The organism is Chryseobacterium pennipullorum (genome assembly GCF_003384725.1).
Lineage (GTDB): Bacteria > Bacteroidota > Bacteroidia > Flavobacteriales > Weeksellaceae > Chryseobacterium > Chryseobacterium pennipullorum.
This window is the reverse complement of the sequence record NZ_QNVV01000008.1, coordinates 112,273-136,056: the sequence shown is the minus strand read 5'-3', so window position 1 is coordinate 136,056 and position 23,784 is coordinate 112,273. Positions and strand designations below refer to the sequence as shown.

Annotated in this window: 30 protein-coding genes; 19 read left to right on the top strand and 11 right to left on the bottom strand. The window is 36.6% G+C overall.

Annotation, left to right across the window (positions count from 1 at the left end; genetic code table 11):
• The first annotated feature begins 329 nt into the window (after positions 1-329).
• Genes DRF67_RS10825 through DRF67_RS10815 form a run of 3 tightly spaced genes read left to right on the top strand, consistent with a single transcriptional unit; the run spans position 330 to position 2,819 of the window.
• A complete protein-coding gene (locus tag DRF67_RS10825; protein WP_115928321.1) occupies positions 330-1,208 on the top strand; it encodes a phosphatidylserine decarboxylase in 879 nt (292 codons plus the stop codon).
• Positions 1,209-1,262: 54 nt separating this feature from the next.
• Complete coding sequence (locus tag DRF67_RS10820; protein WP_115928320.1) at positions 1,263-2,081, top strand: hypothetical protein; 819 nt, start codon at positions 1,263-1,265, stop codon at positions 2,079-2,081.
• A gap of 33 nt (positions 2,082-2,114) precedes the next feature.
• Positions 2,115-2,819 (top strand): hypothetical protein, encoded by a 705-nt coding sequence (locus DRF67_RS10815; protein WP_115928319.1) that lies wholly within the window; start codon positions 2,115-2,117, stop codon positions 2,817-2,819.
• A gap of 229 nt (positions 2,820-3,048) precedes the next feature.
• Here the strand turns inward: DRF67_RS10815 and DRF67_RS10810 are convergent, their stop codons facing one another.
• The 3 genes from DRF67_RS10810 to DRF67_RS10800 are packed head-to-tail and all read right to left on the bottom strand — an operon-like array spanning position 3,049 to position 4,868.
• The gene (locus DRF67_RS10810; RefSeq protein ID WP_115928318.1) at positions 3,049-3,849 is read right to left on the bottom strand and encodes an ImmA/IrrE family metallo-endopeptidase; all 801 of its coding nucleotides are present in this window, start codon (positions 3,847-3,849) and stop codon (positions 3,049-3,051) included.
• A complete protein-coding gene (locus tag DRF67_RS10805; protein WP_115928317.1) occupies positions 3,842-4,186 on the bottom strand; it encodes a hypothetical protein in 345 nt (114 codons plus the stop codon). Before DRF67_RS10805 ends, DRF67_RS10810 begins: the two co-directional genes overlap by 8 nt.
• On the bottom strand, positions 4,173-4,868 hold the full coding sequence (locus tag DRF67_RS10800) for an RNA polymerase subunit sigma (protein WP_115928316.1): 696 nt from the start codon (positions 4,866-4,868) through the stop codon (positions 4,173-4,175). Before DRF67_RS10800 ends, DRF67_RS10805 begins: the two co-directional genes overlap by 14 nt.
• A gap of 166 nt (positions 4,869-5,034) precedes the next feature.
• Between DRF67_RS10800 and DRF67_RS21540 the strand changes: the two genes are divergently transcribed.
• The 5 genes from DRF67_RS21540 (at position 5,035) to DRF67_RS10780 (ending at position 8,675) form a co-directional block, all read left to right on the top strand.
• On the top strand, positions 5,035-5,211 hold the full coding sequence (locus tag DRF67_RS21540; protein ID WP_002981080.1) for a hypothetical protein: 177 nt from the start codon (positions 5,035-5,037) through the stop codon (positions 5,209-5,211).
• A gap of 260 nt (positions 5,212-5,471) precedes the next feature.
• Positions 5,472-6,458 (top strand): CBASS oligonucleotide cyclase, encoded by a 987-nt coding sequence (locus tag DRF67_RS10795; RefSeq protein ID WP_115928315.1) that lies wholly within the window; start codon positions 5,472-5,474, stop codon positions 6,456-6,458.
• Positions 6,459-6,466: 8 nt separating this feature from the next.
• Positions 6,467-6,976 (top strand): HORMA-1 domain-containing protein, encoded by a 510-nt coding sequence (locus DRF67_RS10790; protein WP_115928314.1) that lies wholly within the window; start codon positions 6,467-6,469, stop codon positions 6,974-6,976.
• 2 nt (positions 6,977-6,978) lie between these two features.
• Positions 6,979-7,863 (top strand): ATP-binding protein, encoded by an 885-nt coding sequence (locus DRF67_RS10785; RefSeq protein WP_115928313.1) that lies wholly within the window; start codon positions 6,979-6,981, stop codon positions 7,861-7,863.
• A complete protein-coding gene (locus DRF67_RS10780; protein ID WP_115928312.1) occupies positions 7,860-8,675 on the top strand; it encodes an SMODS-associated NUDIX domain-containing protein in 816 nt (271 codons plus the stop codon). Before DRF67_RS10785 ends, DRF67_RS10780 begins: the two co-directional genes overlap by 4 nt.
• A 436-nt stretch (positions 8,676-9,111) precedes the next feature.
• On the opposite strand, the gene arsB is transcribed toward DRF67_RS10780, so the two are convergent.
• The 5 genes from arsB to DRF67_RS10755 all read right to left on the bottom strand — a co-directional run bounded on the left by arsB (position 9,112) and on the right by DRF67_RS10755 (position 12,160).
• Positions 9,112-10,143, bottom strand: a complete 1,032-nt coding sequence (gene arsB / locus DRF67_RS10775; RefSeq protein ID WP_115928311.1) for an ACR3 family arsenite efflux transporter — start codon at positions 10,141-10,143, stop codon at positions 9,112-9,114.
• A gap of 3 nt (positions 10,144-10,146) precedes the next feature.
• Positions 10,147-10,752, bottom strand: a complete 606-nt coding sequence (locus DRF67_RS10770) for an arsenate-mycothiol transferase ArsC (RefSeq protein ID WP_115928310.1) — start codon at positions 10,750-10,752, stop codon at positions 10,147-10,149.
• A gap of 25 nt (positions 10,753-10,777) precedes the next feature.
• Positions 10,778-11,269, bottom strand: a complete 492-nt coding sequence (locus tag DRF67_RS10765; protein WP_185142093.1) for a GNAT family N-acetyltransferase — start codon at positions 11,267-11,269, stop codon at positions 10,778-10,780.
• 11 nt (positions 11,270-11,280) lie between these two features.
• Positions 11,281-11,745: a DUF6428 family protein gene (locus DRF67_RS10760; RefSeq protein ID WP_115928308.1), complete on the bottom strand. Its 465-nt coding sequence runs from the start codon at positions 11,743-11,745 to the stop codon at positions 11,281-11,283.
• Between the two features lie 85 nt (positions 11,746-11,830).
• Positions 11,831-12,160 carry an ArsR/SmtB family transcription factor gene (locus tag DRF67_RS10755; RefSeq protein ID WP_115928307.1) on the bottom strand — a complete coding sequence of 110 codons (330 nt, stop codon included), beginning with the start codon at positions 12,158-12,160 and terminating at the stop codon, positions 11,831-11,833.
• A gap of 475 nt (positions 12,161-12,635) precedes the next feature.
• Between DRF67_RS10755 and DRF67_RS10750 the strand changes: the two genes are divergently transcribed.
• A complete protein-coding gene (locus DRF67_RS10750) occupies positions 12,636-13,241 on the top strand; it encodes a DUF6134 family protein (protein WP_123912726.1) in 606 nt (201 codons plus the stop codon).
• A gap of 176 nt (positions 13,242-13,417) precedes the next feature.
• Positions 13,418-13,777, top strand: a complete 360-nt coding sequence (locus DRF67_RS10745; RefSeq protein WP_115928305.1) for a response regulator — start codon at positions 13,418-13,420, stop codon at positions 13,775-13,777.
• A gap of 281 nt (positions 13,778-14,058) precedes the next feature.
• Here DRF67_RS10745 and DRF67_RS22045 read toward each other — a convergent pair whose 3' ends face one another.
• Both DRF67_RS22045 and DRF67_RS21535 read right to left on the bottom strand, forming a co-directional pair.
• Positions 14,059-14,205 (bottom strand): bacteriocin-like protein, encoded by a 147-nt coding sequence (locus DRF67_RS22045; protein WP_449384852.1) that lies wholly within the window; start codon positions 14,203-14,205, stop codon positions 14,059-14,061.
• A 28-nt stretch (positions 14,206-14,233) separates the two neighbouring features.
• Positions 14,234-14,377 (bottom strand): bacteriocin-like protein, encoded by a 144-nt coding sequence (locus DRF67_RS21535; RefSeq protein WP_165851781.1) that lies wholly within the window; start codon positions 14,375-14,377, stop codon positions 14,234-14,236.
• Between the two features lie 315 nt (positions 14,378-14,692).
• Here DRF67_RS21535 and DRF67_RS10740 point away from each other — a divergent pair, with 315 nt between their 5' ends.
• The 9 genes from DRF67_RS10740 to DRF67_RS10700 all read left to right on the top strand — a co-directional run bounded on the left by DRF67_RS10740 (position 14,693) and on the right by DRF67_RS10700 (position 22,727).
• Positions 14,693-15,568 (top strand): alpha/beta fold hydrolase, encoded by an 876-nt coding sequence (locus DRF67_RS10740; protein WP_115928304.1) that lies wholly within the window; start codon positions 14,693-14,695, stop codon positions 15,566-15,568.
• Positions 15,569-15,614: 46 nt separating this feature from the next.
• On the top strand, positions 15,615-16,208 hold the full coding sequence (locus tag DRF67_RS10735) for a dihydrofolate reductase family protein (RefSeq protein ID WP_115928303.1): 594 nt from the start codon (positions 15,615-15,617) through the stop codon (positions 16,206-16,208).
• 44 nt (positions 16,209-16,252) lie between these two features.
• The gene (locus DRF67_RS10730; protein ID WP_115928302.1) at positions 16,253-16,606 is read left to right on the top strand and encodes a VOC family protein; all 354 of its coding nucleotides are present in this window, start codon (positions 16,253-16,255) and stop codon (positions 16,604-16,606) included.
• A 41-nt stretch (positions 16,607-16,647) separates the two neighbouring features.
• Entirely contained in the window at positions 16,648-17,016 is a 369-nt protein-coding gene (locus tag DRF67_RS10725; RefSeq protein WP_115928301.1) for a VOC family protein, read from the top strand.
• 97 nt (positions 17,017-17,113) lie between these two features.
• Complete coding sequence (locus DRF67_RS10720; protein ID WP_115928300.1) at positions 17,114-17,539, top strand: HIT family protein; 426 nt, start codon at positions 17,114-17,116, stop codon at positions 17,537-17,539.
• Between the two features lie 288 nt (positions 17,540-17,827).
• Positions 17,828-18,181, top strand: coding sequence for a UBP-type zinc finger domain-containing protein (locus DRF67_RS10715; protein ID WP_115928299.1), 354 nt, complete (start codon positions 17,828-17,830; stop codon positions 18,179-18,181).
• A 44-nt stretch (positions 18,182-18,225) separates the two neighbouring features.
• Positions 18,226-20,070, top strand: coding sequence for a GMC family oxidoreductase (locus DRF67_RS10710; protein ID WP_115928298.1), 1,845 nt, complete (start codon positions 18,226-18,228; stop codon positions 20,068-20,070).
• A gap of 61 nt (positions 20,071-20,131) precedes the next feature.
• Positions 20,132-20,851, top strand: coding sequence for a DUF2071 domain-containing protein (locus DRF67_RS10705; RefSeq protein WP_115928297.1), 720 nt, complete (start codon positions 20,132-20,134; stop codon positions 20,849-20,851).
• Between the two features lie 67 nt (positions 20,852-20,918).
• Positions 20,919-22,727: a serine hydrolase gene (locus DRF67_RS10700; protein ID WP_165851780.1), complete on the top strand. Its 1,809-nt coding sequence runs from the start codon at positions 20,919-20,921 to the stop codon at positions 22,725-22,727.
• Between the two features lie 86 nt (positions 22,728-22,813).
• On the opposite strand, the gene DRF67_RS10695 is transcribed toward DRF67_RS10700, so the two are convergent.
• Entirely contained in the window at positions 22,814-23,758 is a 945-nt protein-coding gene (locus tag DRF67_RS10695) for an MBL fold metallo-hydrolase (protein WP_115928295.1), read from the bottom strand.
• Positions 23,759-23,784: the final 26 nt, after the last annotated feature.

Below are 23,784 nucleotides of genomic sequence, written 5' to 3'. Positions count from 1 at the left end.
GCAAAATTATTGAATAATGCTGTTTTCATTTTCTTACGGAACATCTCATAGGTAACAATCTAATATCGGATTGTGGTGTAAGTACTTGTAAAACAAGTCGTTGATTTATAACATTAGTGTTCAGAAGTGATTAAGTTTACCACAAGTATTCATAATATTACCATAATTTGAATTCCGGATAAAAATTCACTATTTATACCGTATTTGTAAATCTCGCTTAATCAGTGTTTTAATTTGCATGTTGGATCTGTCTGTTTAGTGTCAACTTATAATTATTGCTAATTTTACCAAGATGAATTCAGATTTTCAAATAAAAAGAATGCCTAAATATGGAAATAAAATATATTGTAAGAAAAACAGGACAAATTCAAAGAGAAGTGCCGCCAGCGGAACGTATGCTTAAATTTTTGTACCATCATCCTTTCGGAAAAACGGCTATTCTTCCCTTGGTTAAGCAAAAAATTGTTTCGGATTGGTATGGCAGAAAAATGTATAAAAAATCATCTGTAAAGAGGATTAAAAGTTTTGTAGATACTCTGAAAATTGATTTGTCTGAGTCCGAAAAAAATATGGGCGACTTTTCCTCGTTTAATGACTTTATTTTCAGAAAGCTGAAGACAGGGGCAAGAACTATAGAGGACGGACTTGTCTCGCCCGGCGATGGAAAAATAATCGCTTTCGAAAACGTGGCAGATGTACATGAGTTCTATGTCAAAGGACAGCGTTTTACATTGGAAGGCTTTCTTAGAAATAAGGAATTAGCACGCTCTTTTGAAAACTCATCAATTTTTATTTTAAGGCTTGCCCCCAATGATTATCATCGCTTTCATTTTCCTTATAACGGAATCCCATCGGAACCTGTAAAGATAAAGGGACATTATTTGTCGGTATCACCTTATGCCTTGATTAAAGATTTTGGAAGAGTGTTTTGCGAGAATAAAAGAGAATATACCATTTTATCAACAGACCAGAAAGGTAAAATATTGATTTCTGCTGTGGGAGCGACCATGTTTGGAAGTATTATCAACACTTTTAAACCATATACAGAGATCTCAAAAGGGCAGGAGATGGGATATTTTGCATTTGGTGGCTCGACAATCGTGATGCTTATCGAAAAAGGTCATATAACAATCGATCGTGATATTATCGAAAATACAAAGAAAGGATTTGAGACCTATGTGAAAATGGGTGAAAGAATAGCTTTTTAGTAGTTAAAAATTATAACTCAACTATAATGTACTTAAATAAAAAGATGATTCATTATGTTCAAAACCATACCCCGACAAGAAATTGAAGACAGAATAAAGGAGATCGAAAATGATAAATGTGCTCCAATAAAGTTTTTAAAAAGGTTATCGAACCCTCACGAGATTACATCAAATACTAAGGATTGGTTTGAGTCCGCCGAGAACTATTGGGAAAAAAAAGCAAGGAAGAAATTAATTGTGCCTATAGCAGTAGATAAGAAGTATTTAGCAAGAACACTGCTTATTGTGGATTTTCTGGTAAAACTAATTGAATTCAGAGGGCATCATTTCGGTTTTGACATTAATGATCAAAACATTATTAAAATTTTAGATCGAGAAATTCATTTAAGTATTCGAAATGTGGGAAAGTATGTAACGAATGATGATAGTAAGTATAGTTCAAGAGATTTTGTGATGACAGAATTCTTGTGTGTACAAATGTATGAAGATACATGGAACCGTAAAGAATGGAAAGATACACCGTATTCTGCCATTGAAGAAAAATTAATTCGTGTTGTGGCATATATTGAACTTTATGCGAAGTATTCACATGAATATCATTTGGAGCTAAAAGAAAGTTGGAGAAAACAAGCGATTATTAGAGAGCAGGAAAAAGAGAAACAAAAAAAGATTGAAGATGAAAAAAGGGAAGTTGAAAATTTGATGATAGATGCAGAAAATTTTGACAAATCACAACGAATATTAAATTATCTAAATGAAAGAAAAAGATTCCTTCTTGAAAACAATTTGTATACAGAAAATCAACAGAAATATTATGAATGGGGAGTTCGTCAATGTAATTTGTTAAACCCATTGTTTAAAATTGAAAAATAGACCTAATTTTTAATACACATTATAGAATTAAATATGACTGATAAAGAATATTTGGACTCTACCTCAACGGTGGCTATTTATGCAGAAATACTTTTAGGAATTTTAAGATATGTACCTGTGAAAAATTTTTGTGATGAGGATGAATATCAAAGTAAATTAACAAAAGTGCTGAAATTTGAAAATAATTATGATCCGGACTTATTCAGAGCTTGTATAGATTTACTGGAGGATTCACAATATGCTATCGACGAAGTTTTTAAAAATGGATTAATTACTGAATCTAATTCCCATGGAGAACAGTATTTAAGACTATATGGAGTATTGAATGCTTACTATCTTCAGTTGGGAGCTATTACTGATCTGATAAGATTGTTTAATGTTGAGGGACAAAAGCAAATTAGAGCTGATCTGAAATCTGCAAAAATTATCGAACTTAGAAATAAACTTGGCTCACATACAACCAGTTATATAAATGCTGGAGAAGACGAAGACACTGATTTTTATAGATTAGCAATGACAAGCATTGATAAATGGGGTAGCAATTTAAGTTTGATAGGAAGAAAAAAAGAAATTGAAGAGGTAGATCTTATTGCTACTATGAGACAGTTTACAAGACGAGTTGAAGGTATTCTTGATAAAATTGTAAATAAGGAATTGTCTAGAAGACAATTTAAGAAAGAGCATTTTGAGTGGCTGAAGTTAAGATATGACTATCTTCAACAGGAAAGGATGAAATGAAAAATTTGAAAAATACGGTTTTCCGTATTTTCAAGAAGTTATTTTAATGTAGAATTTATTAATTATGAAGAAATATATTTTAAAATTCTTTTTTAGAATTTTGTATAAATTGTAGCAACTATGTTCTTGGATGTGCCGAATGAAAATAAAATACCATTTTTATCAAGTTGTATTTTATTGTAGATAAATATTATTTGTAGATTATAAAAGTATATTTATAAATTTAATCTTAATCTTCCCAAATAATACTTAGTGCACAATTTTCATACACTATACAATGTTCATAGAAAGTTCTTCTGGAGTCTTCAGATTTTACACCTTCAAAGCAATCTATGGCAAAAATTTCTTCTGGATTTTCAATTAAAGTTTTTACATTTTTAAAATAATCAGCCATAGCTAAACCTTCAGGAACTTTTTTATCATTAAGTAGGTGCCAGAAAGGAAAGCCCTGACTGTTTTTTTGCCATTTCACAAATCCATTCTCAGCATAAACTATTTTGATAGGATGATTTCCTATTTCTGCAAATCTGAGTGCACATGAAGTTTTACTCACATTATATTCCCTGCTTAACTCATCAATTACATCAAAACTAAATTTTTTTCTCTTCCTTAAATCTCGTTGAAAAGATTCTTCTGGCATTAAGAGACAAGCTGCAAAATAGTCTGCTTCTCTTTCAATTTTATCGAATTGAATCTTGTCAATTTTCGAGGGATGAGGTTCTAAAATTCCCAGTTTGAGTCCAACGCGATGTGTGTCTATAAAATAGTGTCCAAGTTCGTGGGCTAGTGTAAATCTAGAGCGTGGAGAATTATACCTATTATGATTATCAATATTAATGTGAATATAAAATTCATTGTCCTCATATACAGTCATTCCATCAAAAGTTCCTTTGTCATAATGATCATAAAACACCTCAATGTCCTCAGATTCTGCAATAAGATCTAATGGAATTATTTTTTCAGTATTGAAATTTCCACTAATGGTTCCAGCAAGCTTTTTTATTTTTGATAAGGAACTGCTATCAATCACCTTTCTTCTTTTTCTGATTCTGTTTCATTTTGTCAAAGACGCTTTGAGAAATATTACTTTGGCCTTTTCTTGCGACCATTTTCAAACTTTCTATTTCATGACTTAGGTTTGTGTCAATTGATAAAATTTTTGATTCTTTTTCAACGCAAAAAGAACCATCAATGATTGATTTAACATTGATGCTAGTGTTTTTCAACTTAAAATCATAATCTTCATAAAGTTTATTAAACCTCTCTATCTGAGTTTTAGTCTGAGGAAATAAAAAACCTGTTGAGTGTAACCAATCATCAAGGTTAGTCTCTGTAACCTTTCCTATATATTTTTTATCTATTCCCATTGAAAGCTTTTAGATAGTTATTAATGTGATCATTAGCTTCTTTTTTATAAACCTGAATTGAATTTTGAACTAAATTCAATCTGTCTCTCAATTTTTTACCCACTGACCTTGGTATATTTTTTTTTCCGGTATTTTCGTAAGCTTTATATGTAAGATACACAATCTTATGTTTTTCCGATAAACCTAGCATAGCTCTCTCAATGATTTCTAATCTAATTTTCAGCTCTCTTTTCTTTTGTATATCGTCGTCTCCTACTGTTAACGAAATTAGATCATCAATATTCTCTACAATTGATAAATCGTCTTCATCAGGTTCCGCACAGGTATTTACATCTCCATATTTTACCAATTGAGTATATACTATTGGATAAAGCCATAACAAAATCGACCGATCAATATCATCCGGATACTTGGCTTTACTTTTATTAAAAGAGTGATATTTCCAAACGCGGGCAAAAGCACAAGTTGCTATTTCAAGTGCAACAACCTCACTGTAATTAAATTTATTACAATATATTTCTGCTTTTTGCAAAATATCTCTTTCAAACCTACTACAAAACTCGGTAAACGCTGCAGCAGCTTCTTCAGGATATTCTTCTTTAAAAGAAATATAATCTATAAGCTCATCACTGGGTAATGTCTCAAAAACTATTTCATCGGTTTTTTTTTGTTCTACATTCATCTATATACCAAAAAGCATTACTAATGGAATTAGTATATGAGTGGATAGGCTCATATACTTCAAAGTTAAAAAAATCTTTCTAATGGAATTAGTATATGATTGAAGTTTGTTCAATGGTCAATTCCTTTATGACCTAGAATGTTAAAGGAAAAAATGCTTACTAATTATGGCAACTAACAAACCGACTGGAGACGGTCACAGAAATGGAGCAGTTAAAGGGCGTTCACAAACCTACAATCCACAAACAGATTCTTGGGTAAAACGTGATACTGCTACAGGTAGATTTATGGATGTGAAAACTTCTAGTAACACTCCCTTCAAAGGAGTTACCAAGGAAAAGTAACTCCATTTAAGCTCCAGGTATCCTAAAAATGATACTTGGAGTTTACCAATTTTTAATATCATTATATAAATCAGAAAGAGGTAGTAGTTTTTTGAGGTTCTTTAAAAGATTATAATATGCTTACGGATTTCCGTAATATATTTTTAAAAAATAAAATTACATTTGGCTCTATTTATATTAAAATCAGACTTTTATGACAGTTTGTCATTACTGTTATTATAGGAGAAAAGTTTGATGTAATAAATTTAATAAACAAAAAAATGAAATTATCAGACAAAGATTTACAGTTTTTTATTAGTAAAATCAAACTGCAGCCTGAAAACATGGGCAAGTATAGAGATCAGGTAAACAACCTGAAAGAAAAATTAGATAAAAAAATTGCTGAAGATGACAGACACGGATTAAAGGTTGAGAAATATCTTCTTGCTGGTTCTTGGAAAAAGCATACGATTTTGAAGCCTACAGGAGATCATCCCATAGATATTGATCTTGTGCTTTTTGTTACTGGTGACGAAGATATTCATAATGATATTGGGAAGCTTTTTGATTTTATTGTAGAATATTTGGAAGAAATTTATCCACAAAAAGACATTTCTAAAGATGTGGATGCTGCTGGAAATACAAAGTCGGTAACCATTTATTTTTCAGGCTCAGGATTAAGTGTTGATATTGTTCCTGTAGTCCCATTAAGCACACCAAAGGATTATGTATGGCAACCCAGCAGACACGGAAATGGTAAAAAGTATATTACCAGTATTTCCAAGCAGCTAAGTTTTTCACTTAACAGAAGACAAGAAAATTCTGCTTACACTTCAATTGTAAGAGCTATAAAATGGTGGAGAAATTACAAAGAATTAAAACCTTCTGATAATGAACCAGGATTATCTTCTTTTACTATTGAATTGATTGTTGCCTATCTTGACATAAATAAAGGAATCCAAACAAATATCGAAGAAGGAATCATTCGGTTTTTTGAATTTGTAAGTTCTACTGAATTTCCAGAAATTATTTTTCAAGATTCCATTCGTAGTGTTCCGTCGCAATACGATTCAGCTATTTATGTAGCAGACAACACTAATAAGGAAAACAATGTTGCAAAGAGAATGACCAAACCTAGATGGAACGAAATTATTGAAGAGGCTGAAGAGGCATTTGATACTTTGAACTTTGCTCAAGCAAGAAATAATGAAGGAGATACTATACAAGAATGGAAAAGTGTCTTCGGTCCAACCTTTAACATTAAATAAATTAAACTATGTACGGAACAAATACAAAAACAAATACTTATACGGTCCTTGATATAAGAAAAACATTTGAAAGCTGTGAGGCAGATATCAGAACAATTGCCAGACGCACTAATAAGTGGACAATGGAATATGTAGATAAGGTTTTCCATGATGTGCTCAAATATGCAGAAAAATATTATTTACAATCAGTAAGCATAACCTTGATTAATACAAATACGGGTTTGCCCGTGAAAGCAGCTAAATTTATTGTAAATGATTTAGGTGATGCAACCGACAGCGAACGTGCTGGGAAAAATAATGATTGGCCAGATACTGATAACACTTCACTATCAATTATATTATCTCATACTCAGAAATGGAGGAACCTAACTTCTGAAGAGAAAACAAATTTTCAAAAGGAATTAAAACTCAGTTGGGGTAGTACAGATATTAATACTAATTTTCCGCATCTTCAACAGTCAGACGCACAGTTGTATGCAAGCAATGGATATGAATTACAAAAAAAGAATTATAAATAAATATGAGTACAATTTTCGATAATATAACAGAACTTCCTAGTAGAGAAATTGCCGAAAGAGCTAAACACTTAATTGGTTTTGAAAACAAATATAATAGGATACTTTCGAACTTAAAGCTCTTGCTGGATCAAGAAGGTCTTGTTGAGTGGAGCAAAAAATTTCATAAAACAGAACTTCCAGTAATTTCACAACTGAAAGAAAAATATCCATTAATTATATTGGCAGGTGACGCAGGAACAGGCAAAACTGTTTCTGCCGAGGCCATTGCGGACAGAATGCTTAGGGAATTGAAAAAGGAAGGTTTTTTTCTAAAACTGAGTACAAGAGTTAGAGGAGAAGGTCTTCATGGTCAAATGGGGAATTTAGTAAATGATGCATTTGCTGAACTAAAAACTCAAGCAGGTAAGAAACGAATAGCTTTTTTACTAATTGACGAAGCTGATGCAATTGCTTCGGCAAGATCTACCATGCAGATGCATCAGGAAGAAAAAGCAGCTGTAAATACATTAATTCAAAAAATTGATGAAATTCGTGAACTAAATGGGCGAGCAATATTGTTTATGTCGACAAACAGATTGCATTTTCTTGATGAAGCTATTGTGAGAAGGGCGGCAATTATTTTAGAATTTGAGCGTCCCACTTTTGAGGAAAGAGTGCTTCTTTTTAAAACCTCTCTCGCTGGTGTTGAAATTACAGATAAGCAGTTAGAGGAATTGGCTAACCTGTCAGGAGAGGAATCGAACAATGGACTATCTTTTTCTTTTTCAGATATAAGATTAAGAATATTGCCAGAAGCTGTTGCAAAATGTTTCCCGGATAAAGCTTTAGATTTTGAAACTGTCGCCGAGACAATTAAAAAACTTAATCCTAGCCCCAAAATTGTATGAAAAGTATATTAACAAAGTTATCCGTTCCTATTGTTCTAATCGCGGTTGGTTATTTTGATAAACATAATCTGTATGAATCATCATACTCAAGGGCAGGTTACGTAATAGTGCTAACTTTATTAGTAAACTTTCTATGGGAAAACTACAATAGGTTAGGCTTCTTTTTAAAAACAAAAGTGCTTTACAGAGAAGAAGAAATTCGATTGTCTATTTCTTATTTATTCAGAATTCAAGTTGAGAACGAATATCTTCTTGTAAAAAGTAGAACCAGAAATTATTTTCAGCCTGTTGGAGGATGTTATAAAACATTACCCGGTTCAGAAAAGATTTACGAAAAATTAGAGGTTAGACCGGATAGAAAATTTGAAACAGAAAAAGGAATTGCTAAAAATGATTTGAGAGTGTATGTAAAAGGTAAGAATGTAATAGAATTTTTTAAATGGTATGATTCAAAAGAAGATCGAGAAACTTCTCCTTGGAGAGAATTTTGTGAAGAGCTTCTTACAACGAAAATTTTACCAGGATGGGAATTCAGATATATAGATTATAAATTTAAAAAAACAATTAAAACCCCAATAATAGATTTGAATATGAAGGGGAAAGGAATGTTTGTTTATGATGTCTTTGATCTGGTAATTAATAATGAACAATTACCTATTTTAAAAAAACTGAAAGAAAATTCTTCCGAGAATTATATTTGGGTTACAGATGAAATTATTCAAGGTTTGGGACATGATGCAGGTGCAAAAGGGTTCAAGTATGAAATTGCTCCTCATACCAAGTATGCCCAAAATCTAAAATGGAATAAATAAAACATCAACTATCATTTAAATCTTTTTTATTCCTAACTAACCTTAATTAGACTTCCGTATACCTATGTAACTCTTTTTTAACAAATATTGCCGATTTTTATTGAGTATTAAATCGGAACTTTTATGAGATAATGAATGATGAGAGTTTAGCGAGTTTATCCAAATCTTCTACAAAAGTGTTCGGAAAATACACCGCTGAGGTCCCTTAAAAGGACTTTGTAGATGTCATGAAAAGTTTTATTTTTGTAAAGGATTAAATTACTAAAAAGTTAAGTTTGATAATAACTGAAACTATGGCAGAATCATGGCAGTAGTTATTTGCAAAGATAGAAATATTAGGTAGAGTGCTGATTGTAGAATTTAGGTTCGAATCCCTCACTCTCCGCAATAAGTGGCGCCATTAATAACAAATGGCGCCCTTTTATTTTTATAAGTTTTATATATAATACTTCTTCCTTAAATATAAACTTGCTCTTACCAGTAATATCAATACCGGAACTTCTACCAAAGGCCCTATTACACCTACAAATGCTTGTGATGAATCGATGCCGAATACCGCTATCGCCACTGCAATAGCCAATTCAAAATTGTTGCCTGTAGCTGTAAATGCGATGGATGCGTTTTTATCGTAAGGTACGTTCAGCGATTTATTCATAAAGAAGCTTACGAAAAACATAAGGACAAAATAGATGACCAGAGGTATGGCCACTTTCACGACATCCATTGGCAGTTCTATAATTTTATTGCCTTTTAAGCTAAACATAAGGACTATCGTAAACAACAAAGCACACAATGTGATGGGCGATATTTTCGGTACAAATTTTCTGTTATACCATCCTATTCCTTTTGATCTTACCAGGATATAACGGGTCAAAAAACCTGCTAAGAAAGGAATGCCCAAATAGATCAGGACACTTTCAGTAACATCCTTCATTGACACGCTTACATTAAAACTGGCCAGGCCCAATCTGCTTGGCAGGATATTGACAAGTAACCAAACCATAAAACTATAGGTAAATACCTGAAAAATACTGTTCAATGCTACCAACAATGCAGCATATTCTCTATTTCCTTTTGCCAGGTCGTTCCAAACAATCACCATCGCAATGCACCTTGCCAATCCAATCAGGATTAAGCCTATCATATAATCAGGCTCATCACGTAAAAAAATTATAGCCAATACAAACATTAGGACAGGCCCTATGATCCAGTTAAGGAATAAAGAAATGCCTATTATTTTTTTGTCCTTAAACGCCATAGATAAAAGAGAGTAATCAACCTTTGCCAATGGCGGGTACATCATCAATATGAGCCCGATTGCCAATGGAATATTGGTAGTGCCTGTTGATAGAGAATCTGTGATCTCGGAAATGTTCGGAAAAAAGTATCCCAAAGCAATACCGATCACCATCGCAAGGAATATCCATAACGTAAGGTAACGATCAAGAAATTTTAATTTGGGTTGCATGGGCTATTTAATAATTTTTGAAAAGACATAAAACATTTCTGATGCTATCTGTAAGCTTCTTTCTGCATATACCTCTGCTTGCCAGGGAGTATTATCTGAAATTTTTGGGTCTTCATAAGTGATTGGTATTCTCTTCTCCGCTCCTGTAATGAAAGGGCATCCAGCATCTGCCTGTGAGCAGGTCATAATAGCTGCAAATGCGAACGAAGGATTGAAGGGATGATCATATTTTTTTGAAAAGCCAATGATTGGGAAGGCATTATCGCCATATTTGATAGCATATACAGGGTTATTGGTTTCCGCAATCCTGAAGATGTTAAATCCCTGATCAGATAATGTTTCAGCAACTTTCGGGAACAATGCCGTTTCTTCCGTTCCTCCCGAATAACTAAGGACATCAGGGATATTAAAATGTGAGGCGGCAACCTGTGCCCAGACCTGAGATAAATGGCTTCTGCGGGAATTATGGGTGCAAATGAAATTGAGTTTTACTTCCTGTCGGCTACTTACTTTTTGTTGGATAAAATCTATTAATGACTGTAATACGATTTTGCGTTCTTCGGTAATATCTTGTACTTGGGTTATAGTCTGCAATAATAGAGAATACATAGTTATCTTTTTAATTTAATATTTGTTAGTTCCATCCAATGGTTTTGCTTCTTCGTTCCATTAAAACATTATCTTTCCAAACACCATTTTTCTTACCGATTTTCTCTCGAAAACCCACTAATCTGAAGCCACATTTTTCATGCAGCATGATACTTCCTTGATTTTCAGAAAATATCCCCGACTGTAGCGTCCATATTCCGTTTGCTTCGCTTTGTATGATCAACTCATTAAGGAGTATTTTACCGATGCCTTTTCCTCTTTCGTTCTCGGCGATGTAAACACTTACTTCTGCAACACCGGTATACACACACCTGCTCGAAATTGGTGTTAAAGCTGTCCAGCCAAGCATTTTATTATTTTCATAAATACTGATTCTACAAAAAACAAGATGTCCTTTATCCCATTCTTTCCATTGTGGCATATCATTTTGAAATGTAGCCATATTTGTTGCTAATCCCTGTTTGTAGATTTCTGTGACTTCCGGAAAATTATGTTGGGTGATTGTCCTTATTTCCATGTTAGATTTGTTTAGCAACATCCTGAGTTAGGTGCACAACAGGCATTGTTCAGCTCTGATAATTTTACTTTTTGTTTTTCAGTTGGAATACCGCAAGCATCATTTGCCAGACATGCGGTTTGTTTGTTTCTTAATATGAAGTGGTTTCCGTTGAAGTTCAGATCATATTTGCCAATTGTTTCGCTCTGATATTCTACCTCTATTTCACGATCTTCGATTCCTAATTTTTCTTCCGATAGCGTAATGATGTTTAATAGTTTGCTTGGTTTTAATCGATGTTCAAGATCATTAGCATTCCATAATTGAAAATTGACAACCCTTTCACTCCTTATTGTTCCTCCACAATCAATAAAATGTTTGGTTATGATGCCCACTTCAGTAACATGGAAATGTTCGGGAATCAATGTTCCGTTTTCTAACTGGAACTCAACGTTTTCTAATGCTGGTAGGATTTCTTTGATTTCTGATAATTTCATAATAGTTAAATTTTAGAATGATTTGCTTGTTAAAATAATAATGTAATATAGCAATATAACGATATTAAAATTTAAAAAAATGCTTTTAACAGCATTGGTTTATTTTGACGTCCTGATTGAAAAATGTATTGAATTCATTTTGAAATTGTTTCCATGCCTTCTCTTCGATACAGTAACAAACGGATTTTCCCTCTATTGATCCCTGAATAATTCCAATGCTCTTTAATTCTTTTAAATGCTGTGATATGGTTGCTTGTGCCAGGCCCAATTCATCAACAAGATCATTGCAGATACAAGCTTTTTGATCAATAATATATTGAAGAATAGCAATTCTGGCAGGGTGTGCTAAAACTTTAAGAAGCGAAGCCAATTTATTTTGCTCATCGGTATATATTTCAGTTTTGGTAATTCCCATAATGAATAATTTAATATCGCAATATTACGATATTATTTTTAAATAAAAAACTTTTATTTTTTTCTATTCTATATTGAAATTTAGTAGTCTTGTTTAGAAGATCTCTTTAAGAGTTTAAAAAAACAAAGTTCAGGATTATAAATTGGAACGTCCTGCTTTATGTAAATATCTTATTTTCAGTTATTTAAACACTATTGGATTGATGGGTTCCAATTTATCCTGTTGAACATTGTAGGTTTTTCCTATGCGTAATTTTGCATTATAAATTTTAGTGATGAATGAAGAACTAACTAAAATGAGCAGTTAACTGGGGACATTGCTGACCTGAAAGTAGTCATCACAATTTCATCAGAATTTGTTTGAAGAAAATCGTACTCTTCTTATAAGCACGTCTACCAGAATCTTTCCGCTTCTTCACTATGCATTCATAGAAAATCTATACCATAAGCCATCAATTATTAAAGAATAAAATACAATGAAAACATTCCTCATTTTTTCGATCATGTTGTACCATTTTTTCCAGCCTAAGAGTGCAGCAGCAATTACGAATGACTATCTGAGTTATTCCATTATAAAAGACAATAAAACAATTGGCAGTATCCGTGTGGAACGTTCTTTTAAAGGCGATATCACAGAATATCTTTTTGAATCCCGCGCTAAAGTTAAAATTCTTTATAGTATTGAAGTTTACGACAAAATGGGGGCTACTTTTAAACAGAATATGCTGCAGCAAGCCAAACTTTACCGAACCATGAACGGGAAAATAAAAGTGAACAATACTGCTGCATGGAACGGAAGTTCTTATAACCTTTGGGATAAAGATGGTTCCAATGGTTCTCTGAAACAGTCCATTGTTTGCTCTACGGCAAGTCTTTATTTTAATGAGCCTGCAAATATAAGATCTGTTTTTTCGGAAAAATTTCAAAAAATGATTTCTATTCAGAAGATTAATTCCCAGAAGTATAGGATGAATCTGCCGAACGGAAATACGACGACGTACACTTACCACAACGGAATTTGCACATTAGTTGAAGCTGATACAGATTTTGCGGATCTGAAGTTTGTTCTAAATGTAAATTAACCCATTAACTACTTATCGCAGTGATCACATACCATATTGATTTGTGCTAAAAGAAAGCTGTAAGACAAGAGGATTGGATAAATTTTCACAAAAAGATTCCAGTGTTGAGTTTTTGAAATTAATCCCTTATATCCAAATTCAATAATCCTTCATATATTTACATAAAATTACACGGTATGAAAAAAAAGGTTGTACTTATTCAGGAGAATGAAGATATCCTGAATATTATGGACGAGGTGCTGGAGGACGAGGGGTACGATGTAACTTCGTCTCTTACAACAGAGCCTATTGAACAGATTGAGGAAATTGATCCGGACGTTGTGGTGGTGGATGATCATATCAAAGGCCCCAAAAAAGGATCACAGGTCATTAAAGAACTCAAGTCTGATCCTGAGACGGAAGATGTTTCTTCTGTTCTTACTTCTACCGCACATAATATTGCAAAGACTGCTGAAGACTGCATGGCTGATGATTTTATTCAGAAACCATTTGATATTGACCACATGATCGATGTGGTTAGAAAAAATGCTGAATAGATTTCACTTGCCTATGGTGTTACTCATTTTATCAGAGGTAGAAAGCAAGATTGTAAATTCATGATATGATTTTCAATAGATCATATAAAAGTGGAACAAATTCCGCCCTGTCTCCGGAGATAATACGATTTTCTTGAGTGTAACTTAAAAAAAACCTGTCATCACAATGAGACAGGCTGTTGTATGTATACCATACAAATATCTAACAATTTGCGAAAATGTACCCATGAATATTTTCTGCAATTATAGGTCCTTCCGCACTTATAGTTAACTTTTTAGTTTTAACTTAATATATCACACGGTGCTACACAAATTACCCATGGACATCTCTTGATTCCCGGAGGTGGGCAGCATGCTTGAGAGCAACCTGACGCTCCGCCGTTAATACTTTTCAACTGATCTCTTGAAATTTTTTTACAATTTTTCATAATAAAAAGAATTGGTTATACTTACCGCTTACGGCTGATTTCCACCACCACACCCGTCGTATGGCATACATTGCCATTTGCCGCCGATTAAGCAGATCTGACCGCCTGGACAATTGATTCCGCCCTTAATTGTTTTCAATTCCTGTCTTTCGATTTTTTTTAAATTTTTCATAATAATAAAGTTTAGTTGTTCTCGAAATTAATCAATTTTCATTAAATGAAGTAAATTTTTTATAAAATTTTTCATCTTCAATGAATGCTTTTAGAAGGCATTTTATTTTTAATTTTTCTTAAAACAAAGTTAAGAGTGCGGACTAATGGGGGCTATAGTTCCTTTTTAAAAACTGATCGCTGACAGTATTTTTTTTTTCTTGCAAAATCTTGCCCTTTGGCAAGTAGGCTTTCATAAACACTTGGTAATTTTGATTAAAAGTTGATGGGATTGATGGCTGAGGTCTATAAAATTTAAACCAAATCCAGGTACATTATGAAAAATCTATTAAAACCTTATCAGACATTTAAGCTGTTACTTATAATGATGTTCATGCTGCTGACAGCATGTTTAGCGTATGGGCAAAAAATAAAACCTTCTGACAGCGGTTACGCTTCTGTGAATGGTATTAAGGTTTACTATGAAGTATATGGAGAAGGGAGGCCTGTTGTATTGCTGCATGGAGCTTTTATGACCATTGATATGAATTGGGGGCAGCTGATCCCAGAGCTGTCAAAAAATCATAAAGTAATAGCTGTTGAACTTCAGGGACATGGGCACACCCCATTTTCAGACAGGAAGCTGTCACATTCTACATTAGCGGGTGATGTGGCAGGAGTGATGGATCATCTTAAAATAGAGCGTGCAGATATTGTAGGATATAGTTTTGGCGGTGCCATCGCCTATGAGTTTGCCATCCGGAATCCCAAACGGCTGAACAATCTGGTGATTATTTCTGCCACTTATAAAAGCAGCGGCTGGCTGCCCGAAGTACGCAATGCCTTTAAAGCGATGAAGCCGGCGCTCTTTGAGAAGAGCCCAATGCATGATGCATACGATGCAGTAGCTCCGGATAAATCTAAATGGACACCCTTTCTGGAGCAGATGATCGCTTCAGCCGGAACTCCATACGATATGGGTGATTCCAATATTTCAAAAATTACAGCACCTGTACTGATCATAGCAGGAGATAATGACGGGCTGGATAAAGCTGAGCTCATCAAAACCTATCGGTTATTGGGAGGGGATCAATCCGGAGACCTGTCGTCGATGCCCAAATCCCAGCTTGCTGTTGTTCCAGGGCAGGGACACGTGAGCCTGATGATGCAGACCGCAACCATTCTGAATTATCTGAACAGTTTTTTAAAGTGACCAGGATTTATAGCCCTTCCAATACCCCACACAAAAATAAATGACAATGAGAAAAATAACTGTTTTATCAATGATTACACTGGACGGAGTGATGCAGGCACCGGGCGGACCCGGTGAAGATACTTCCGGAGACTTCCGGTACGGAGGCTGGACGGTCTCCTATGATGATGAGCTTTTCGGGGAGATCATGAAAGAAGAAATGAAACCGGCAGATTATCTTTTGGGTCGGAAAACGTATGACATTTTTTCATCCTACTGGCCTGTTCATGCTGAGGTCTGGCCTGCGATTAATGACGGTACAAAATATGTGCTATCCGGAGATATGGAACATTCCGACTGGAAAAACACGGTTTTCCTCAGAAATAAAGAAGATATTGAAAGACTTAAAAACTCTGAAGGTCCTAACCTCCAGGTTTGGGGCAGCAGCTCGCTGATTCAGCTTTTATTACAGCATGATCTCATCGATGAGCTGCGGCTGAAAATATATCCGATCCTCCTTGGCAAAGGCAAGAAGCTTTTTGATAATATAGCTGTTCCGGGAGCATTTACATTAAGCGAAAGCCATGTAACCTCAAAAGGAGTGATTATTACCCACTACAAAAGAGCAGGCGAAGTGGTGACGGGTAATGTAGCGGACTAACCGCTTTATTTGAATTGTTGAAAATCCAATTAAATTAAACTTATATGAGCCTAAAAATTCTTTCAGTGGTTTGGGGCGTTAAAAATTTAAATTCTGCGATTGCTTTTTGGAGCGAAGCGTTGAATTATAAATTGAAAAGAGAACCTGATCAGGATTTTGCCATTCTAGTCCCCAAAAAAGGGCAGGGGATCCAGTTATCATTAAAACTAACAACCTCAGAAAAACCCAAACGTCATCACATTGATTTACTGGCTGAAAATCAAAAAACTGAGGTGGAAAGACTGATTAAGCTAGGGGCATCGAAGCTTGAAAACTGGGACTATGAAAAAGATGCGGATTACGTGGTATTGCTGGATCCGGATGGAAATTCTTTTTGTGTAGTTCAAAGGTTCCCCTAATACCAGCCATTTTTTTTAACTCGTGTAAAAACATACTCATTATGCATACAAAATTCGAAGCAGGAATCAATATCGCTATAAAAATTCCAAAAAATAAATATGAAAAAACAGTGGCTTTTTACAGAGATGTTCTCAAGCTGCATGTCGAAGAAAAGCCGATTAAAAACCCAACGGTTTCCAGAACACATGAGGTAAAATTCGGTCATAATATCATATGGCTGGATTGTGTGGACAACTATACCCACTCTGAGACGTGGCTGCAACTGACCGTTCCGGATGTTGAAGAAGCCACCCGGTATCTGAAGGCAAACAACGTAGAAACCTGTGATGAAATTGAAGAACTGCCGGAAAATATGCATTGGATTACTGATCCGGCAGGAACGGTTTTTAACCTGCAGCAAACGGACTAGGAAAGGAAACTGTGAAGAAAGCGTATACGATTTTATCGAAAAGTTAACCTGGCAATACAAAATGGTTTTATTAATTTTATCACCATAAATAAACCTTATGACAGACTGTATATTCTGCAGAATAATCAATAGAGAACTTCCCGCAAGCATCGTCCATGAAGATGATCACATCATTGCGTTTATGGATATACAGCCGGTGAATCCCGGACACATTTTAGTCGTCCCGAAAATACATCAAGTGTTTATCTCGGAACTGGATGAAAACCTGACCTCCAGGATGTTCAACATGGCTTCTAGGATTAACCGGGCCATCCGGAAATCGGAGGTGCAATGTGAAGGAATTAATTATTTTCTGGCTGATGGCGAAGCGGCCGGACAGGAAGTTTTTCACACCCACCTGCATGTTTTTCCAAGATTCACTAATGATGGTTTTGGGCTGAGGTTTGATGAAAGTTATCACAGTCTGCCTAAGCGCGATGAGCTGGATGAGCTTTGTGAGAATATCAGATCATTACTTAAATAACAGCGATTCTTTACATTCCAAAAACAGGAAAACGTTAAAAATTAAAATAGTTTCCCGCTAAAAACTGAATTTAAATATCCAACCCTGTAATGTATGGGGTGGGATCGTTGTTTATACTATTAACTGTTATTATTTGTTGAAAGGCTTTACTCCCATTCAAATAAATTTTGTACCTTTTTCTACCTCTAATTGTTTATAAATCAAGTAATCAATTGTTATTTCTATGCCACAAATGAGAAAGTAATAAGAGGAGGCTTAAATGAGTAAAGAACCCCAAAATTAAATACGATGAATCCTGAAGAGCAAAATATTAATCCGGAAGTGGAGCCGAGCGGAACCGGTTGTGTCGAATGCCTTGAAAGCGGAACCTGGTGGGTTCACTTGCGCCGTTGTACAGAATGCGGTCATATCGGCTGTTGTGACAATTCTCCCCATCAGCATGCTACCAAGCATTACCATACCACAGGGCATCCCATTATCACAAGTTTTGAACCCGGAGAAAATTGGTTTTATCATTATGGCACCAGAAAATTTTTCGAAGGGCCTCAATTGGCAGATCCTCAGAGTCGTCCGCTTTCTCAGCCTGTACCGGGACCGGAAGGGAAAGTACCACCGGATTGGCAAGAGCAGATGAATAAGTAACCTATTTTAATATTTTTCGGTCTGACTAAAACGAAGCATAAAAAATGGAAGAAAACAATAAAAGTGAACATCGGACCTATGATTTTATTATTGTAGGTTCCGGTGCCGGTGGAGGTCCGCTGGCTGCAAATCTGGTTGAAGAAGGGTTCAGCGTGCTGATACTCGAAGCCGGTACAGATCACAGCTGTGACTATTACAATATTCCTATTATGCAGGGAAGAGCCAGTGAAGATGCAGAAATGCGCTGGGATTTTTTTGTCCGTCATTATGCATCTGATACCGTACAGGCGAAAGACAGCAAATTTATGAAAAGCAATGATGGAGTCTTGTATCCCCGCGGAGCAACTTTAGGAGGAAGTACCGCTACCAATGCCATGGTGAATGTCTATCCCCATAACAGTGATTGGGATCATCTGGCCAGACTTACAGGAAATGAAGATTGGAATGCTGAAGCCATGCGACACCGATACATCCGCATTGAAAACTGGCAGGGTCCTGATGTGGACCGTCAAAAGCCTGCTGCACCCCATGATGGATCAAGACATGGGTTTGAGGGATGGCTGAAGGTTTCACGGGCCAATCCGGAACTTGCCGGAAGAGAACCCCGTTTTCTGGATATCATTAACGCAATGGAGGAAATAAGCCGTGAAAAATACCAGACTCCGGCGGATACCGCACTTCCCAATGATCCCAATGACTGGCGTTTTGTTAGCAGCGGAGGTGAGGGAATGTCTTTTGTCCCTGTTGCCGTAGGAGATGGCACAAGAAACGGGGCCAGAGAACGTATTTTATCAGCGCTTCAAAAATATCCTGACCGTTTAACGATACGCTATGGTTCACTGGTGAAAAAAGTGATTTTTGAGGGCAATCGGGCTTACGGTGTGGAATACTTATCCGGGAAGCACCTTTACAGTGCCGATCCGAAAGCTTCAGAAGCATTGCCTGAGCCTAAGATATTTCAGGCATTTGCCAGTAAAGAGGTTATTATTGCGGCAGGAGCTTTCAATACTCCTCAAATCCTCAAATTATCAGGAATCGGCCCCCGCGAAGAGCTTGAATCCCATGGAATAAATGTTGTAGTCGACAGTCCGGGAGTAGGCGAAAACTTACAGGATCGGTATGAAGTAGGATTGGTCTATCAGTTAAAAGAAGAGTATTCCCTGTTCAAAGAAGCAACCCTGGATGTGCCGGAAAAAGGACAACCGGGGGATCCTTTGTTCCGGGAATGGAGCAATACCAAAGGAGGGCCGTATTCTACCAACGGATCACTAGCCGCTTTCATTACCAAATCCAGTATAGCAGAGGAAGATCCGGATCTTTTTATTCTTGCATTGCCTATAAGCTTCAAAGGATATTATCCCGGTTATTCCGGGGAGTCCGCAGAACTTCATGACCGGCTAACTTTTGTCATTCTCAAAGCCCATACAAAAAATAAATCAGGGTTTGTCCAGCTTCGGTCAGCAGATCCCAGAGAACGTCCTGCGATTAATTTCCGGTATTTTGAAGAGGGAAATGATACAGAGGGAAAAGACATGCAGGGAGTCGTAGAAGGGATAGAGATCGCCCGCGAAATTGCCGACCGTCTTGGCACAATGATCAAGACGGAACTTATTCCTGGCAAAGATGCAGACAGCCGGGCCGCTCTGTCAGAGTTTGTACACAACGAAGCATGGGGGCATCATGCATCCTGTACCTGTAAAATAGGAGCTGATCATGATCCGATGGCTGTACTGGATGGCGACTTTCGTGTGAGAGGAACGGAAGGATTACGGGTTGTAGATGCCAGTGTGTTTGCAAAAATTCCAGGATTCTTTATTGTAAGTGCAGTGTACATGATCAGTGAGCGGGCCTCTGATGTTCTGATCCGAAAATACAGGTCTCCTCAATAATTTTTTTGAACTGCAGCGCTTTCCAGGCTATGGCATCAAATTTTCCAAAAAATCAACAACGATGAAATTACCGGTTATCCATGGTTATATAGACAGAAGGATCCTTATCAATTTTACAGCAGATCCACAGGTGGTAGAAAAGATCATTCCTTTTCCATTCAGGCCAAAGCTTTATAAGAATAAGGCCATAGTTGGCATCTGCCTCATCAGGCTTAAAGGTATAAAAGCCTTAGGTCTTCCGGATTTTATGGGCTTTAGTTCAGAGAATGGAGCGCATCGGATCGCGGTTGAATGGGATGAAGGCGGAGAGGTTAAATCAGGCGTTTATATTCCGAGAAGAGACACCTCATCCAGGATTAATACATGGGTGGGCGGACGCATTTTTCCGGGTAAGCACTACCATGCCCGATTTAATGTCAAAGAAAACGATCAGAATTATCATATCGATTTTAAAAGCTCCGATCAGCTGGAAACATCAATCGATGCCAGAGAAACAGCAGAGTTCAATAGCCATTCTGTCTTCGGAACGCTGGAGGAGGCTTCCTGCTTTTTTCAGAAGGGCAGTCTCGGATACTCGCCCAATAAAAATAAGCTGGAAGGACTTGAACTGAATACCTATACCTGGGAAATGCAGCCTCTGGAGGTGGTAGATCTAAAGTCAACTTTTTATGAAAATGAGAACCTTTTTCCGAAAGGTTCTGTAGTATTCGATCATGCGCTGCTCATGCTCAATATCGAACATACGTGGAAAATGATGCCTGAAAAATCTTTGACAAAGTAAAAAAATGGTTTTTTCCACCATCCACAAAATTTATTTTTCAATAATCGAATTTAAACTAATATATAATATGAAAACCAAAATACCTATTTGTACTATCGTTTTATTGGGCATGATAAGCAATCCTTTATCCGCACAAACAGATTCTCAGATACAGAATGAGATGGCTCAGGTAGAATCAGGATTGGCGCCTGCTGTCCGCTTCCAGGGCGAACCTGCCTGGACTATTGAATCGAGAATGAAGCATTATAAAATTCCTGCAGTCAGTATTGCGGTGATCAGGAATGCCAGAGTAATCTGGAGTAAAGCATATGGTTTTGCTGACATCGAAAGTAAAAAGCCAGCCACTACCCAGACTCTGTTTCAGGTAGCATCAATGAGTAAACCGGTAAGCGCTTATGCAGCATTAAAGGAAGTGGAGCTAGGGAAAATAGATGCAGATGCAGAGGTGAATACCTATTTAAAATCCTGGAAAATTCCCGATAGCGAATTTACAAAAGATAAAAAATTGACGCTCAGAAATTTGGTAAGCCATACAGCCGGCCTTACCGTATCAGGCTTTCCGGGATATGAAGCCGGTCGACCGGTACCAGGTTTGATTCAGCTTTTAAATGGGCAAAGTCCTGCTAATACGCCTGCGGTTTTTGTCAATAAAATACCAGGAAAGCCATTCCGCTATTCCGGGGGTGGATATTGTGTGATGCAGCAGATGCTTATTGATATTGAAGGCAAAGATTTTACTACCCTCATGAAAGAACGCGTGCTCGATCCCTTAAATATGCAAAACAGTACGTTTGCACAGCCACTGCCGGAAGCTTTAGCTTCATCAGCTGCTACAGCCTATGACCAGAGTGGGGTTAAAGTTCCAGGTAGGTACCATACCTACCCCGAGCAGGCACCTGCCGGGTTGTGGACTACTGCTGAAGATTATGCTAAGTTTATCATTGATATCCAAAACACATTGAGCGGTAAAAGCCATACCGTTATTTCCAAAAAAATGGCAGAGGAATTTACAAGTCCGTTTATCGAACCATTTACAGGATTGGGCATTTTCCTTGAAAATAAGGATGGGCAAAGATACTTTGGTCATGGCGGTTGGAATGAAGGATTCTCCACCCAGTTTGTCGGAAGTACAACAAGCGGTGATGGAGTCGTGATCTTAACCAATACCAATAAGCCCGAATTTGTCAGCGAGCTTCTTCGGTCAGTAGCTGCTGTATATCAATGGCCAAATTATGTAGCACCTGTCCATAAAATTTTACCTTTAACTTCCAATGATCTGAAAGACCATGTGGGTCGTTACCATCTCAATCAATATGGGGTTTGCAGAATTTATCAGGAGAAAGGGAAACTGATGATGGTCAACAATGTAGAAAATCCGGAAGAGCTGATTAAAGTAGGAGAGAACTTCTATGCTCTGAGAAATTGGGATTATAAGGTAAAGTTTACGAAAAATGATAAAACAGAGAAGAAAGAGCTCATTCAGCTTTTGCCTGATAAGAAAACGGTCCGCTTGAGAGGTGATCTGATGAGCAAAGATGAAAAAGTGCCTTTGGAGCTGATTCTGGAAGGACAATTTGATCGAGGCCTTGCTGCCTATCAGAAAGCTAAAACTGCGGACCCTGATCATGAGCAGCTGTCAGAAAGGTTCATCAACGAAGCTGGCTATGACTTGCTTCGAAAAAAAGATTACACTAAATCTATTGACGTTTTGCGCGTGAATACACTGTTGTACCCTAAAAGTGATAATGTATATGATAGTTTAGGCGAAGCCTATCTGAATGCGGGACAGAAAGATAAGGCTAAAGAAAATTATCAAAAGGTATTGCAAATCAATCCTAAGCATGAAAATGCAGCGAAGGTTTTACAGACTTTATAAAGAGGGCGTAGCATCGAAAAATTCTATTCTTTCGCCCTGGTAAGAAAAAAAGCTGAGACCCTTAGGGTCTCAGCTTTTTGCATTATTTACGGTAAACTGATTTTTTTGCCCTGTTCAGGGAAAATATAGTTGACTTTTAAAGAATTGTTCTTCAGTAGTTCTTCTTTTATGATCTCAGGATTATCTCCCGTGGGCTTTCTGTGGGTCACCATGATATTTAGACCTTCCAGGCTTTTAAGGCCGGTTTTTTCTTTAAGTTTTCCCAGCTCTTCCACGAGAAGGTTGGGTGTGAGATGACCAAACAAGAGATGTTCCGGCTGTTTATTAGGAAAGGATACTTCAATCAGAATGGTCTTTAATTGTCCTTTTTTGATCAGCGGAGCTACTGTATTCCAAAGCATATTCAGACGGTCAGCCTTTTCGATGCGGTCGGCGCCTGTATCTCCCAGATAAAGCAGGTAATGATCATCTTTCCTTACCAGGGCAGCGCTGCTTTTGTATGGGTTTACGTGGCTCAGTTCATATCCGGTGATATAAAGTGAGGTTTTCTGAACCGGAATTTCTGTTCCCTCCTTCAGTTCATTATAGTGATATTTGCCCAAAATAGGTTTCTGACCCTGATCGGCAAAATTAATCCAGGTATCTGTGATAAAATAGTGGTTCTGAAGGATTTGAAGCACCGGTGCTATTGCGAAAATATCCTTTTTAGAATCTGCAGGCGAATTGATAATAAGTCCTGATACATGATCCAGATGACCGTGCGAAATAAAATAACCTTTGATCTGATCCCGCAGTACGGTTTCCTCAGATGCAGTAAGGCTTTTCATGGCAATGGCCTTTCGTATTCCGGTGTTTATGGTACCCGCATCAAGACAAAGAAATGCCTGCTCTTCCGGCGCACCTACCAAATACGCGGATAAATTATCTTCCTGCTCGCCACCATAGATTCCTAATGGAATGACCTCAAAATTCTGAGCCTGAGAAATGATATGTATACAAAGGGCCAATAAAGAAAGTGCTGTTTTTTTCATGATATATAAAGTAAAAAGCCCATCCT